General features: G+C 67.8%; 13 protein-coding genes and 1 pseudogene. 13 read left to right on the top strand and 1 reads right to left on the bottom strand.

All coding sequences use genetic code 11. The annotated features are described in order from the left end of the window. The first annotated feature begins 13 nt into the window (after positions 1 to 13). The 13 genes from FRCN3DRAFT_RS0225110 (at position 14) to FRCN3DRAFT_RS0225045 (ending at position 11,457) form a co-directional block, all read left to right on the top strand. Complete coding sequence (locus FRCN3DRAFT_RS0225110) at positions 14 to 781, top strand: fumarylacetoacetate hydrolase family protein (protein ID WP_007515059.1); 768 nt, start codon at positions 14 to 16, stop codon at positions 779 to 781. A gap of 28 nt (positions 782 to 809) precedes the next feature. Beyond that, on the top strand, positions 810 to 1,808 hold the full coding sequence (locus FRCN3DRAFT_RS0225105) for a thiamine pyrophosphate-dependent dehydrogenase E1 component subunit alpha (RefSeq protein WP_007515058.1): 999 nt from the start codon (positions 810 to 812) through the stop codon (positions 1,806 to 1,808). 121 nt (positions 1,809 to 1,929) lie between these two features. After that, positions 1,930 to 2,925 (top strand): alpha-ketoacid dehydrogenase subunit beta, encoded by a 996-nt coding sequence (locus FRCN3DRAFT_RS0225100; protein ID WP_007515057.1) that lies wholly within the window; start codon positions 1,930 to 1,932, stop codon positions 2,923 to 2,925. Continuing rightward, positions 2,918 to 3,160, top strand: coding sequence for a lipoyl domain-containing protein (locus tag FRCN3DRAFT_RS0225095; RefSeq protein ID WP_007515056.1), 243 nt, complete (start codon positions 2,918 to 2,920; stop codon positions 3,158 to 3,160). Before FRCN3DRAFT_RS0225100 ends, FRCN3DRAFT_RS0225095 begins: the two co-directional genes overlap by 8 nt. 55 nt (positions 3,161 to 3,215) lie before the next feature. Beyond that, entirely contained in the window at positions 3,216 to 4,559 is a 1,344-nt protein-coding gene (locus FRCN3DRAFT_RS0225090) for an aromatic ring-hydroxylating oxygenase subunit alpha (RefSeq protein ID WP_007515055.1), read from the top strand. A gap of 68 nt (positions 4,560 to 4,627) precedes the next feature. Next, on the top strand, positions 4,628 to 6,322 hold the full coding sequence (locus FRCN3DRAFT_RS0225085) for an FAD-binding protein (RefSeq protein WP_007515054.1): 1,695 nt from the start codon (positions 4,628 to 4,630) through the stop codon (positions 6,320 to 6,322). Further along, positions 6,319 to 6,711: a 2Fe-2S iron-sulfur cluster-binding protein gene (locus FRCN3DRAFT_RS46165; protein ID WP_007515053.1), complete on the top strand. Its 393-nt coding sequence runs from the start codon at positions 6,319 to 6,321 to the stop codon at positions 6,709 to 6,711. Before FRCN3DRAFT_RS0225085 ends, FRCN3DRAFT_RS46165 begins: the two co-directional genes overlap by 4 nt. A gap of 477 nt (positions 6,712 to 7,188) precedes the next feature. Next, a complete protein-coding gene (locus tag FRCN3DRAFT_RS0225070; RefSeq protein WP_007515049.1) occupies positions 7,189 to 8,376 on the top strand; it encodes an amidohydrolase family protein in 1,188 nt (395 codons plus the stop codon). Continuing rightward, positions 8,273 to 8,602 carry an aldo/keto reductase gene (locus FRCN3DRAFT_RS58295; protein ID WP_157845258.1) on the top strand — a complete coding sequence of 110 codons (330 nt, stop codon included), beginning with the start codon at positions 8,273 to 8,275 and terminating at the stop codon, positions 8,600 to 8,602. Before FRCN3DRAFT_RS0225070 ends, FRCN3DRAFT_RS58295 begins: the two co-directional genes overlap by 104 nt. Before the next feature lie 114 nt (positions 8,603 to 8,716). Next, positions 8,717 to 9,928 (top strand): thiolase C-terminal domain-containing protein, encoded by a 1,212-nt coding sequence (locus FRCN3DRAFT_RS46160; protein WP_232794138.1) that lies wholly within the window; start codon positions 8,717 to 8,719, stop codon positions 9,926 to 9,928. A 2-nt stretch (positions 9,929 to 9,930) separates the two neighbouring features. After that, positions 9,931 to 10,362, top strand: a complete 432-nt coding sequence (locus FRCN3DRAFT_RS46155; RefSeq protein ID WP_007515046.1) for a Zn-ribbon domain-containing OB-fold protein — start codon at positions 9,931 to 9,933, stop codon at positions 10,360 to 10,362. Positions 10,363 to 10,498: 136 nt separating this feature from the next. Beyond that, positions 10,499 to 10,723 carry a hypothetical protein gene (locus FRCN3DRAFT_RS0225050; protein ID WP_027140910.1) on the top strand — a complete coding sequence of 75 codons (225 nt, stop codon included), beginning with the start codon at positions 10,499 to 10,501 and terminating at the stop codon, positions 10,721 to 10,723. After that, positions 10,720 to 11,457 (top strand): alpha/beta fold hydrolase, encoded by a 738-nt coding sequence (locus tag FRCN3DRAFT_RS0225045; protein ID WP_007515045.1) that lies wholly within the window; start codon positions 10,720 to 10,722, stop codon positions 11,455 to 11,457. The genes FRCN3DRAFT_RS0225050 and FRCN3DRAFT_RS0225045 overlap by 4 nt, the downstream gene beginning before the upstream one ends. Before the next feature lie 781 nt (positions 11,458 to 12,238). On the opposite strand, the pseudogene FRCN3DRAFT_RS53345 reads toward FRCN3DRAFT_RS0225045, so the two are convergent. Further along, positions 12,239 to 13,057: pseudogene (locus FRCN3DRAFT_RS53345) on the bottom strand (IS5 family transposase). Positions 13,058 to 13,277: the final 220 nt, after the last annotated feature.

The raw sequence follows: 13,277 nt of genomic DNA, 5'->3' as shown, positions 1-13,277 counted from the left end.
AGGGGTACCAGCCATGTTGCTTGGCCGCGCGCTGATCGGTGACACGTCGTGTTTCGGGGAGGTGGTGGATGACCGGTTCCACCTCCTGGTGGGCGATGTGTTCGGTGAGTACCGCCGAAGTGGGCAGTCGTTACCGTTGGTGGATGTCGTGCTCGGTGCGCCGCTGGCCGGTGTCCGGCTGATTGCTGTTATGGGCGGTTTCCTGGAACCGGGCACGTCACGCCCATCGGGGGCCGAGCCGATGTGGGTGCCGAAGGCGTGCAACTTCGTCAGCGGTGACGGAGCTGAGATCCGGGTGCCCTCGGCGCTGCGCGGGCCAGTGAATGTGGAGGCGGAGCTGGCCGTCGTCGTCGGTCGCCCGCTGAGCGGCGCGTCACCGGCCGAGGCGGCCGGGGCCATCTTCGGCTGGAGCGTTTTCAACGACGTGACCGCCGCCGAGTACGTGGTGCCCGGCCTCTGGGCGACGGCCAAGTCGATCGATGGCTTCGCCTCGTGGGGTCCGTGGATCCGGCGGGACCTCACCGAGGAACGGGTCCTTCAGGGCCTCGCTATCACCGGGACCGTCAACGGCGTGAAGGTCCAGTCAGGCAACACCCGCCACTACAGGTTCGCTCCGAGCGAGATGTTGAGCCATGTCAGCCACCGGGTCAGCCTCTTTCCCGGTGACGTGGTGACCCTGGGCACGCCACTGCCGCCTCCGGTGGCCGCGGTCGGCGACCAGATCGTGTGCGAGGTGGAAGAGGTCGGCGTGTTGAACAACCACCTGGTCGCCGAGGGATGAGCGGGACCGGGTCCGAGGAGGACGGAACGTGACGGCGGATCGAACGGTGGGCGTGTCACCCGAGCTGCAGCGCCGGCTGTACGAGCTGATGACGCTGATGAAGGCGGCTGACGACCGGTTGAGTAAGGGGATCGCGTCGGGTGAGCTGCAGTGCGTGTACTGGCCGCCTCGTGGCCAGGAGGCGATCGCCGCTGCAATGGGGGTATGCCTTCGGCGGGACGACCAGTTGGTCACGAACTACCGGGGGTTGCATGATTTGATCGGCAAAGGCGTGCCGCTGGTGGAGATCTACGGCGAGATGCTCGGTCGACAGACGGGGTCGAGCCGGGGCAAGGGCGGCACGATGCACATTGCCAGCCCGGAATGCGGCGTGATGCTGTCGACCGGGATCGTGGGAGCGGGGCCGCCGGTCGCGGTGGGGTTGGCCATGGCCGCCCAGCGCAAGGGCCTCGACCGGGTGACCGTCGCGAGTTTCGGCGACGGGGCCACGAACACCGGCTCGTTTCACGAGGCGGCGAACATGGCGGCGCTGTGGGATCTGCCGCTGGTGCTGCTCTGCCAGAACAACCTGTACGCCGAGATGACGCCGACCGAGCACACGATGAAGATCTCCCAGGTCGCGCATCGGGCGAGCGGGTACGGCATGCCAGGTGTCCGCGTCGACGGCAACGATCCGCTCGCCGTCGTCGCCGCGTTGACCGAGGCGGTGGACCGAGCGAGGAGCGGGGACGGCCCGACGCTGCTGGAGTGCGTGACGTTCCGGTTCCGCGGCCACTACTTCGGCGACCCGATGGCGTACATCCCGACTGAGCAGTTGGCCGCCGCGTTGGAGGCCGACCCGATCCCGCGGTTCCGGTCGCGGCTGTGTCTGGCCGGGATCTGTAGTGAGCCCGACCTCGACGAGATCGACGCGGCGGCGGCCACGGCGGTCGAGGAAGCACTGACTGTCGTCCTGACGGCGCCGGGCGCACTGGTCGACGAGCTGGATCGCGATGTGTACGCCGACCCACGCAACTGCCCCGCCTAGGCCTGCATATCCCGCCTGGCGTCGCTGGGAGAGCGCCTCGCAGACCGCGCCGGGTTCACCATGATCGCACACTTGATTGGCTCAACGGACCCGCATAGAGGTGGACGTGGACGAGCGACGAATGACGATGCGCGAGGCGTTGAACCTCGCGTTGGACCAGGCGCTGGCGCGCGACGAACGCGTCTTCCTGCTGGGGGAGGACATCGCCGACCCCGGCGCCAGCGGGCCGACCAAGGGGCTGTCGACCAAGTACGGCACTGAGCGGGTGCTCGACACGCCGATCTCCGAGTCGGCGATCGTGGGCGCGGCGATTGGCGCCGCGATGGAGGGGTTCCGTCCGGTCGCCGAGATCATGATTATGGACTTTATCGGCATCGCCGCCGACCAGATCGTCAACAACGCGGCGAAGCTGCGGTTCATGACAGGGGGGCGGACGAGCGCACCCATTACCGTCCGGACGCAGGTCTACGGCGGGATAGGGACCGGGGCGACGCACTCACAGTCGCTGGAAGCGTGGTTCATGCACGTCCCGGGCCTCAAGGTGGTCGTGCCCTCGACGCCGCGGGACGGCAAAGGACTGCTCACGTCGGCGATCTTCGACGACGACCCGTGCATCTTCGTGGAGACGATCCGGCTGGGGGCCCAGCGCGGGATGGTGCCGGTCGACCCTGGCTTCTCGGTCCCGCTCGGCCAGGCGGACGTGAAGCGACCGGGCAGCGACGTCACGTTGATCAGCTACGGCCGCGGGGTGGTGGAGGCGCTCGGCGCGGCGATCCAGCTCGAGGCCGACGGCGTCAGCGCCGAGGTGCTCGACCTGCGCACCCTCGTCCCGCTCGACGTGGCGGCGATGGTCGAGTCCGTGGGCCGCACGACGCGGGCGGTCGTCGTGCACGACGCGGTGCAGTTCGCCGGGCCGGGGGCGGAGATCGCCGCGATCCTGCAGCGGGAGCTGTTCGGCCGGCTTTCGGCACCGGTGGAGCGGGTGGGTGCCCGGTTCGTGCCGAATCCGGCGCCGCCGGCGCTGGAGTCACAGGTGTATCCGAGTGCCAAGCGCATTGTCGCGGCCGTTCGGCGGACGCTCGGGTTGGAATCGGCTAAGACGGGTGCACATGGCTGAGTTCACCATTCGTATTCCACGGGTGTCGGTCGCGATCTCGGAGGCGGAACTCATCGACCTGCTCGTGGCCGAGGGAGCGCACGTCCAGGAAGGCGAACCGCTGTTCATCATCGCCACCGACAAGGCCGAGACCGAGGTCGAAGCCGGCGCGTCCGGCACGGTGCACTGGACCGGCACCCTCGAGACGGTCTACGAGATCGGTGCCGAAATCGGGGAGATCCGCCCGGCGGGCTGAGGCCGGCCCGGGAAGCCCCGCCCGAAAATTCCCGCACGGAAGGAGGTAGACGTCGATGGCTCTCGCTGACTACCGCCGGCCCGTCGCCGCCGGTCATGTCCCGTTCGCGATGCGCGACCTTTTACATGTACCTCGCGAGCGTTACTACGACCGAGGGTTCTACGAGCTCGAAAAGGAGTACCTGTGGCCGCGCGTCTGGCAGATGGCGTGCCGCCTCGAAGAGATCCCCCAACCCGGGGACTTCGTCGAGTACGAGATCTGCGACCAGTCGATTCTGGTGGTGCGCCAGCCTGACCGGTCGATCAAGGCGTTCCACAACACCTGCCGTCATCGGGCCACCCAGCTGTGCAAGGGCTCCGGACGGCTCGGTGGCGGGCAGATCGTCTGCCCGTTCCACGGGTGGCGCTGGAACCTCGACGGCAGCAACTCGTTCGTGTACGGCGCCGAGGGGTTCACGCCGGAGAGCCTGCGCCCCGACGACATCCGGCTGCAGGAGTGCAAGGTCGACACCTGGGGCGCCTGCGTCTGGGTCAACATGGACCCGGACGCCCGCCCGTTACGGGAGGCGCTGGCGCCGGCAGCGGGGCTGCTGGACGACGTCTGCGTCGAGAACATGCGGGTGTGGTGGTGGAAGGAAACCGTCCTCAACGCGAACTGGAAGATTGCCCAGGAAGCGTTCCACGAGGGTTACCACGTGATGGGAACCCACCCGCAGCTCACCTTCGGGCTGGGTGACGACTACCCGGTCGGGAATGTCGAGTACACCGCGTTCGAGAACGGCCACGGCCGTTTCCGGGGCCGGTTCGACCCGGCCGCGGGCGGCGTCTCCCAGGGGCGGGGCAGCGAGGCGTTCCTGGAACGGTCACGGATCCTGTGGGAAGGCCAGGACGCGATGACCCTCGAACGGGACCTGCATGTCTTCCGGGGAATGAAGAACCGGGTCCCACCCGGCGAGGACTTCCCGACCGCGGCAATCAAGGCGTTGTTCGACTACGCCGAAGGCGCCGGCATCCCGCTGCGCCCCACGCCGGAAGGCATGCGGCTGTGGGGCGGCGAGGTGTTCATGTTCCCGAATTTCATCATGATTCCCCAGTTCGGCAACGCGCTTTCCTATCGGGTCCGCCCCTACAACGACGACCCCGAGTGGTGCCGCTTCGAAGTGTGGTCGCTGACCATGTACCCCGAGGGCGACGAGCCTGGCCGCGCGAAGCTGAAGGGTCGCTTCGCCTCCGACGACGACGAGAACTGGGGCCAGATCCCGCGCCAGGACTTCGGCAACATCGCGGGCCAGCAACGCGGCCTCCATTCGCGTAGCTACCGCGAACACCGCCTCGCCACGGAGTGGGAACAGCTCATCAGCAACATGCACACCGAACTCGACCGGTACCTCGCCGGCTGAGGCACCCCACCGAAGGCACCCCACCTGAGCGACCCCACCGAAGCCATCCACTCCATGGAGGGGGCACCGTGTCGAATTCGGACGCCAGCTACAACCACGTCACTGACATCGTCGTCGTGGGATCGGGCGGCGGCCTGTGCGGCGCCGCGACCGCGGCGGCCAGCGGGCTGGAGACGCTTCTCATCGAGAAGCAGCCAATGCTCGGCGGCTCGACGGCGATGTCGGGGGGCGTCCTGTGGCTGCCGAACAACCCGCTCATGCAGGCCGAAGGGGTTCCCGACTCCCTCGAGGACGCGCTGGCGTACTTCGACTCCGTGGTCGGGGACGTCGGCCCGGCGTCGTCGAAGGAACGCCGGGTCGCCTACGTCACCGAAGGCAACACCATGGTCCACTTCCTCCAGGACCTGGGCATGCGGTTCGAACGGTGCGAGGGCTACAGCGACTACTACGCCGACGTGACGGACGTCCATGGCGGCAAGGCCCGCGGGCGCTCGATCGAACCCGCGGTGACCGATGGTAATCAGCTCGGACCGTGGTTCGACAAGCTGATGCCGGGGATGACGATCGCGCTCGGGATCGTCGTCATGACCCGCGAGGCGTCCGCGCTGCAAATGGTCAAGCGGCGACCGAAAGCCATGCGTTCGGCCGTGCGCGTCGGGGTGCGGACGGCCGTCGGCCGGCTGCGGCGCCAGACCCGGCTGGCCAACGGCGGGGCACTGGTGGCCCAGACCCTGAAGGTCGCGCTCGCCGCCGGGGCATCGGTCTGGACGAACACCGGGTTGGTCGACCTGATCGTGGAGGACGGCCGGGTGGTCGGCGTCGTCGCCGACCGGGACGGACAGACCATCCGTATCCGCGTCCGCCACGCCGTGCTGCTGAGCTCGGGCGGCTTCGGCCGCAACGCCGAGATGCGCAAGCGGTACTCGAGACAGCCGAACGACGGCGCATGGACGATCGCCAATCCGGGGGACACCGGCGAGGCGATCGAAGCCGCCATGGGGGCCGGCGCCGCCGTCGACTTCATGGACGAGGCGTTGTGGATCCCAGCCTCAGTCCAACCGAACGGCCGTCCGAGCATGCACAACGGCGAGCGGTGCAAGCCAGGTTCGATCATTGTCGACCGAACCGGCCGCCGGTACTTCAACGAGGCGGTCTCGTACATGGAGGCCGGCCGGCAGATGTACGCACGCAACGTCGACGGCGACGCCATCCCCAGCTGGCTCGTCATGGACTCCCGCCACCGTGGCCGCTACCTGTTCGCCTTCCGCCCCGACACCCCCGAGGAATGGTTCACCAGCGGCTACATGAAGAAAGCCGGCACACTGGAGGAACTCGCCCAGGCGTGCGGCATCGACCCCGCCGGGCTGGCAGCCACGGTGGCACGGTTCAACACGTTCGCGAAGCAGGGCACCGACCCCGACTTCCACCGCGGCGAAGGCGCCCACGAGCGGTACCAGGGCGACTACGCCCACAAGCCCAACGCGTCGCTGGGACCTGTCGAGAAACCGCCGTTCTACGCGGTCGAGCTCTATCCGGGCGACGTCGGCACCAGCGGCGGCCTCCTGTGCGACGAGCACGCCCGGGTACTCGACACAAACCACGACCCGATCCCCGGCCTCTACGCCGCCGGGAACTGCACCGCGTCGGTCATGGGCCGCACCTACCTCGGCGCGGGCGCCAGCATCGGCAACAGTTTCGTGTTCTCCTACATCGGCATGAAACACGCCGCGCTCGTCGCCTCCGGGGACCGAGTGGTGACATGACCGAACAGCAGGGCGGCCGCCGGGGGCCGGTAGTGCACATCGACCCCATCGGCGCCGAACTCGAGCTCGAGCCCGGAGAGACGATCATCGAGGCCGCGTGGCGTCTCGGGTACCACTGGCCCACCGTGTGTTACGGCCAGGCGACGTGCACGGTGTGCCACGTCGAGGTACTTCGTGGCGCCGAGCACCTGACGCCCGCCGACGAGGAGGAACAGGACGCCCTCGAACACAGGCTTCCCGGCGCGCACCGTCGTGATCTCACCCGGCTTCGGCTCGCCTGCCGGGCGCGCGCAACGGGCGACGTCGCAGTGCGCAAGAACGGCGTACGCCCCGGCCAGGCTCTGCCGGCCAGCCAGTCCGTTCGCGTCGTCGACGAGCCAAGGAACTGAGCCATGGACAGCAGCGTCTGGACCGGCGGGACCGATGTCCCCAGCTCCATGCAGGTCGTCGCTTGCCCCATGAACGCGGCCACGGTGGGCGCGTCGAAGTAACCGGGGATCTGTGGCATCCACATCGGGGTGAGACCCGCGTGCTCGGCCGCCTGGGCATCGACAATAAACCCGACGCCTGTTCCTTGCGTAGCAGGTCCTTGTTTGGGCCGGTCACGAGACCCATTCGCGTCCATTATCCCCACAGATCACGGGCGCGATCGAAAATCGCGGACGGAAAGCCTGTCGCAGGCGCGCCGGTGTGCTGCCGGAGCCCGGGACTCGGCGTCCCACGTACCCGTTGGACACCACTGACGCCCCCGTCCCGGACTTTGGCCGCTATGGGCAAGGACTTGACCGAATACGAAAAGACGGCCACGGTTCGGCCGTCGATGATGAGCTGAGAAGGGCACCGTTGTTGAACCTGGGAGGTCAAGGATGACGGCAGCACCAGAGCTGATTATTGATTCGGACAGCCATATCACGGAGCCGCCGGACGTGTGGACTGCTCGGGTTCCGGCGAAGTACCGGCAGGACGTGCCGCACGTTGTGCGGCAGGGCACGGCGGACACGTGGGTGCTCAACGGCGAGCGGTTGGCGCCGGTGGGGGTGACGGCTCCGGCTGGCTGGCCGACGTTCCCGCCCGAGTACCCGCAGACCTACGAGGACTGCCATCCCGGGGCGTACCAGGCCGACGCTCGGCTGCGGTACATGGACGGCGCGGGTATCTGGGCGCAGGTGCTCTACCCGAACGTCGGTGGCTTCGGCAGTGAGAACTTCCTGAAGCTGAAGGACGACGTGCTGAAGTTGCTGTGCGTGACGGCGTACAACGACTTCCTCCTGGAGTGGTCCTCGGTCGATCTGCGCCGGTTGCTGCCGGTGGTGGCCACGCCGTTCTGGGACATCGAGGCGACCGTGCGGGAGATCGAGCGGTGTGTCCCGCTCGGGGCACGAGGAATCCTGTTCACGGGTGAGCCGCAGCGCTACGGGCTACCTGTGCTCGGGTCGCCGCACTGGAACCCGCTGTGGGAGGTCGCCCGGGCGGCCGACCTGCCGATCCATTTCCACATCGGCAGCGCGGGGGACACGTTGGAGCTGTCGACCCCGGAGCGCTACGCCCAGCACGGGGTGGAAGGGGCGCAGGCGTACTGCGCGGTGAGCCTGTTCATGAAGAACGGCGTCCAGTGTTCGGACCTGATCACCTCGGGTGTGCTGTCCCGCTACCCGGAGCTGAAGTTCGTGTCGGTGGAGAGCGGCATCGGCTGGCTGCCGTTTATGCTCGAGGCGACCGATTACAGCTGGCTCGGGGCGTTCCGGCCAGGCCGGGAGCGCCAACCGGGCGACGTCCTGCCTTCGGAGCTGTTCCGCCAGAGCGTCTACGTCACCTACTGGTTCGAGTCGGTGGCGCCCAAGCACTTCCTCGATCTGTTGCCAGTCGACAGCATCCTGTTCGAGACCGACTTCCCGCACACCACCTGCCTGTTCGAGAACATCCAGGAGACCATCTCCTCCGGACTCGGGCATGTCGAGGCCGGGGTGCGGCGGAAGATCCTCTGGGAGAACGCCACACGGCTGTATCGGATCGAGGAGCCGTCCGCGGCGTGGCGGGCGACGGCGGGAACGTGACCGACGTGTCGATCCGTTGTGGATTGACACCTCTCACTTCCTCTTTCTCAGCCGGCCCGCTCGCTGCGCTGAAATCAACTCGATGGGCCCCGGCCGCAACCAGCGAGGTGGCTTCCGACGTTGGATCATGCGCCCGGTCGAGGACAGCCTTCGCCGGCTGGACACCGACCACATCGACATCTACCAGGTGCACCGCCACGGCTGGGACACCGACCTGAAACGATGACCCGAGCGCCCGTGGGCAGCTCAGCGCCCCAGGTGGTCGAGCCCGGTCCGGCTCGGCGGACCATGCCATCCTGCCACTCGTCTTGGACGACGCGAGGGAGAAACAGTGAGAGTGGTGACTACGGAGGGATTTACGGAGCCTGCTCGTGAGCTTTCCCGGCTGGCCGCCATCGTCGGCGTCGGCGAGTCGGACTACGCCAAGGACTACCGGGCGAGCCGGCAGAAGGAAGCGGCATGCGTCGCCCCCGATGGTTTGTCGCTTGCCACGGTGGCCTTCGAGCGAGCGCTGGCGGATTCCGGGTTGGGCCGTGACGATATCGACGGCATGAATGCCTGCCTCATGTATGGGGGCCCAGCACCGCGAGAGGTGGCGGAGGCGTTGGGGATCCGGCCCCGGTACGCCGTCGCCGAGGGCAACATCATGGACCAAATCATCCCGCCGGCCGTGGTGGCGCTCGCCGAGGGGAGATGCGACACGATCGCCCTCGTCTACGCCGCCGCGCCGAGGGCGTCCCAACGGATGTACGGCGGAGCGACCTACGGCGACGAGGGTGGGACGCCGGTCTCGTACTACTACTTCGCGCCCTGGGGCTGGAGCTCCCAGGCTGCCCACTGGGCGTTCGTCTTCCAGCACTACATGAACACATTCGGCGCTACCGAGGCCGACCTCGGTAGCGTCGCCATGGCATTGCGGCGCCACGCGGGGCGGAATGCGAACGCGATCATGCGGGCGCCGCTCACGATCGACGACTATCTCACGTCTCGCTACATCGTGCGGCCGTTGCACCTTTTCGACATGTGCCTGGTGAACAACGGGGCCGTCTGCCTAATCATGCGCAGGACGGACATGACCGCTGACCTCCCACAGGTCCCCGTCGAGGTAGCCGGCTGGGGCCACGCCAAGGCCGGCCAGGCGAAGATGCACCAACTGGTACGCGAGCGCCTTCGTGCCCATTTCGACGAGGCTGGGCGGCAGGCGTTCGAGATGGCCGGCCTCGCCCGTTCCGACGTGGGTCACTTCCAGGGCTACGACGCATCCAGCATCCACCTCGTGGAGCAGCTCGAGGGCTACGGCTTCACCGAGCCCGGTACCGGCCTGGAGTTCTGCAAGGACGGTCAGATGGACCTCGGCGGCGCCCTGCCGACGAACACGAGCGGCGGCTTGCTGTCCGAGGCGTACATGCACGGGTGGAACCACGTCGTCGAGGCGGTCCGCCAGTTGCGCCACGAGGCGGGTAACCGTCAGGTCGACGACGTGACGACGTCGTTGTTCTCGATGTCGACGACCGAGTCCGCGCACCCGCTCCTGTTCACGCGAGGAGGGTGACCATGCCCGAGCGCAGACCGAACCGGTTCCTCGGGGGTGTCCACGACGAGTTCTGGCAGTTCTGCAACGGGGGCGAGTTGCGGCTGCAACGGTGCGCTGGCTGCGGCACCTTCGCCTGGCCTCCGGTCACGCGGTGCGAGAACTGCGGCGGTGACGAGCTGGAATGGCGACCTGCCGCCGGTACCGGCGAGCTCGTGAGCTGGGCCACCTTCGAGCACCGGTACCACCGGGAGATCCCGCTGCCCTGGGACACGATCCTCGTCGAGCTCGACGAAGGCCCACTCTTCGTCAGCAACCCGCTCGGCTTCACCAGAGACGAGATGACGCCGGCCATGGCCGTCGAAGTCGAGTTCATCGAGTGCGAAGACGACGCCGGCGCCTTCCGCCTCCCGGTCTTCCGCAAGCACGCCCGCCAGTACCGATCCGAAAAATGAGCCGACAGGAGACCGTCGACAGGCCCAGACGGGCGGGTTGGCGCTCGCACCGGAGCTGACTGCCGGTGTGGGCCGCCGAGCCGTCTTACGTGTGGGCGTTGAGGGTCATCGTGGCGGCGGCGATAGAAGAGGCGGCGTGGACAAGGACGACTTAATCCTGATCAGCATCGAGGCAGCCGTTCCACAAGCTGGCCGACGAACCCCAGTCCAGGCCAACGGCTACCTCGCCCAACTCGACGTCAGGAACGGCCCAGCCCTCCCGCTGGTCACCGCATCGGTGCAGTTCGACCAGCAGCCAAGCCGACCGACCCGCGCGCCCGAACACGGCGAACACACCGAGACCGGGCGAGCCGACCGATGATGACGCCGCTGGTCCTCGTGCACGGTGGCGGTTTCGACAGCCGCTGTTGGGACCTGCTAGTGCCCCACCTCACCGCGCCCACGATCGCCGTCGACCTGCCCGGCCGGGGGCGCCGTCCGGGACCACTGCAGTCGGTGACCTTCGCCGACTGCGCGCGCGCCATCACAGCGGACGTCGACGCGGCCGGCTTCGACGAGGTCGTGCTCGTGGGGCACTCGCTCGGTGGCTGCTCGTTGCCGCGGGCCATGGCTCTGCTCCGCGGCCGCGTCCGTCATGCCGTCTTCCTCGCCGCGATGGTGCCAGAAGCCGGGACCGGCACCATGCACGAGCTGCGGCCGGGCGTCCGGGACCACGTCGAGGCGTCTCGGGCCGAGCGGCGGACCACGATGGATCCCGCGCGGGCGAAGCGGTACTTCGGCAACGACCTCGGCGGGGCGCAGTTCGCCTGGTGCCTCGAGCGTCTCGTCCCCGAGGCAGAGGGGCTCACGACCGAACCCGTCGACCTGGCGGGCCTACGCTCACCCATTCCTCGCACCTGGGTGCGCACCATGAGAGACGCCATCCTCCCACCCGAGATGCAGGCGCGGTTCGCCGCCCGCCTCGGTGACTGCCAGATGATCGACCTCGACGCCGGGCACATGTGCATGATCAGCCAGCCGGCCGCGCTGGCGAAGATCCTCCATGGCATCGCCGGCATCTCCGATGGAGCATCGGTGAGATGCGAGGCGTTCTGATGAGCGTCGCGCAACGACATCCACGTGGGCATCTTGTCCGGAGACGACCTGAAGCGAGCCGCGGCGATGGAGGAGTTGCCCATCGACTCGTTGTGGACCGGCGGGCACGTGGCGTCTCGCGACCCTTCCACCGAGGCGATCGGACGCGCGACCCCGATCCGGACCAGTTCCTCAACCGGCACAGCAGACCTCCGACTTTGGTGATTGTGCCGGGACGGGCGTCGGACGTCCACACTCTGAGGCGGTTGGCCGGCCGATAAGGGAAGGCTGGACGCCCCGATCAAGTGGAATAGACATCAGACGTTGGGTCAGATATGCGCGAGACGGCGCCGAGGCACTCAGCGGACGTAGTGCTCGCGGCGAGCGGAATCGAACACATGGGCGTGCTCGGCCTTGTCGACCAAGTGCTGCGCCAGACGTCTGACGGTTATACCTGGGGTTGGACGACGCTCCGCTGGAGATCGATCGCGACGAGGATGGCGAAGCCAGGCAGGAGGCCACCTACTGCCGTGATATTCTCCTATTCGAGACCAATGATCCGGGCCTCTTCCAACTCGGAACCCTCGTGGGCGAGGTGTGGGGTTTGTGGCGGACATCCTGATACCCGATGTCGTCATCGGGGAGGAGATAGGACATGGCTCGCACTCCGTTGTCTATCGGGCGGAGCGGGCCGGTCGCGCCTATGCGGCCAAAGTTCCGGTACGAGCGGTCGCCTACGACGAGCGAACGGCGCGTTCATTTGCTCGGGAAGCAACGGTTCTCGCGTGCATAAGAGCTTGTCTCACATGGGGAGTCGCTTCCAGCAGGTCAGAGCGGCTGCCAGCGTGAGGAATCCGAGGAAGTTGTGACCGCTGGTCTCGTAGCGGATCGTCAGGCGGCGGTAGCCACCGAGCCACGCGATCGTGCGTTCGGTCTTCCAGCGGTGGCGGCCGAGCTTCTCGGAGGTCTCGATGCCGCGCCGCGCGATGCGTGGGTGATCTGTCGTTCGCGTAGGAAGGCACGTAGGTGGTCGTGGTCGTAGGCCTTGTCCGCGCGCAGCGTCACCGGTCTGCGCCGCCTCGGGCCGCGCCGCGAGCGGATCGTCGGGATGCCGGTGACCAGGGGAATCAGCGCCTGGCTGTCGTGGAGGTTCGCGCCCGAGACCGCGACGGCTATGGGCAGGCCGTTCGCGTCGGACAGGACGTGGATCTTCGATCCTTTCTTGCCGCGGTCGACCGGTTCGGACCGGTCAGCGAGCCCCCCTTTTCGCCCGCAGGCTCGCCGCGTCGACGATCCCGGACGACCAGTCCACGTTCCCGACCGCGCCATGGCGGTCCAACACCGCCCGGTGCAGCCTCGGCCAGACACCGGCCCGGCTCCACTGCTGGAACCGCCGATGCGCGGTCGCCGGCGACACCCCGAACCCCGGCGGCAGATGCCGCCACGCACAGCCCGACGTCAGCACGTAGACGACCGCGGTGAACACCGCCCGGTCCGCGACCGGAGCCACACCCCCACCCTGCGGGCGGGGAGCGAACCCAGGCAGCAACGGCGCTACCAGCTCCCACAGCTCATCAGGTACCAGCCGCAGCGCAAGGCGGTCGTCCACACCCCAGATCATCCAACAAGACCCACCCCGGCCATGTGAGACACCCTCTAAGCGGGCCGCCTCGAGTAGAACTTGGGAAGAAATTCGGGAAACCCGGACTGAATGAACGGCCCGCGACGCCGCAGGAGGAGGAAGGAACGGCACCGCGAGGCTCCAATAGGCCGATCCGTACACCCGATCCGGGACCAGCCGTGCGGCGCGCGCTCGCGGCGGCAACCGGATTGAGATGGGG

This window comes from Pseudofrankia saprophytica (assembly GCF_000235425.2).
Taxonomy (GTDB): Bacteria; Actinomycetota; Actinomycetes; order Frankiales; family Frankiaceae; genus Pseudofrankia; species Pseudofrankia saprophytica.
The sequence above is the reverse complement of the archived record's forward strand: the minus strand, read 5'-3'. Positions and strand labels throughout refer to the sequence as shown.

Excerpts from the sequence above, each read along its gene's own strand:
- FRCN3DRAFT_RS0225100 (WP_007515057.1), top strand. The coding sequence starts at position 1,930 with ATGACGATGCGCGAGGCGTTGAACCTCGCGTTGGACCAGGCGCTGGCG.
- FRCN3DRAFT_RS0225095 (WP_007515056.1), top strand. The coding sequence starts at position 2,918 with ATGGCTGAGTTCACCATTCGTATTCCACGGGTGTCGGTCGCGATCTCG.
- FRCN3DRAFT_RS0225070 (WP_007515049.1), top strand. The coding sequence starts at position 7,189 with ATGACGGCAGCACCAGAGCTGATTATTGATTCGGACAGCCATATCACG.
- FRCN3DRAFT_RS0225090 (WP_007515055.1), top strand. The coding sequence starts at position 3,216 with ATGGCTCTCGCTGACTACCGCCGGCCCGTCGCCGCCGGTCATGTCCCG.
- FRCN3DRAFT_RS0225045 (WP_007515045.1), top strand. The coding sequence starts at position 10,720 with ATGATGACGCCGCTGGTCCTCGTGCACGGTGGCGGTTTCGACAGCCGC.
- FRCN3DRAFT_RS46165 (WP_007515053.1), top strand. The coding sequence starts at position 6,319 with ATGACCGAACAGCAGGGCGGCCGCCGGGGGCCGGTAGTGCACATCGAC.
- FRCN3DRAFT_RS58295 (WP_157845258.1), top strand. The coding sequence starts at position 8,273 with ATGTCGAGGCCGGGGTGCGGCGGAAGATCCTCTGGGAGAACGCCACAC.
- FRCN3DRAFT_RS0225110 (WP_007515059.1), top strand. The coding sequence starts at position 14 with ATGTTGCTTGGCCGCGCGCTGATCGGTGACACGTCGTGTTTCGGGGAG.
- FRCN3DRAFT_RS46155 (WP_007515046.1), top strand. The coding sequence starts at position 9,931 with ATGCCCGAGCGCAGACCGAACCGGTTCCTCGGGGGTGTCCACGACGAG.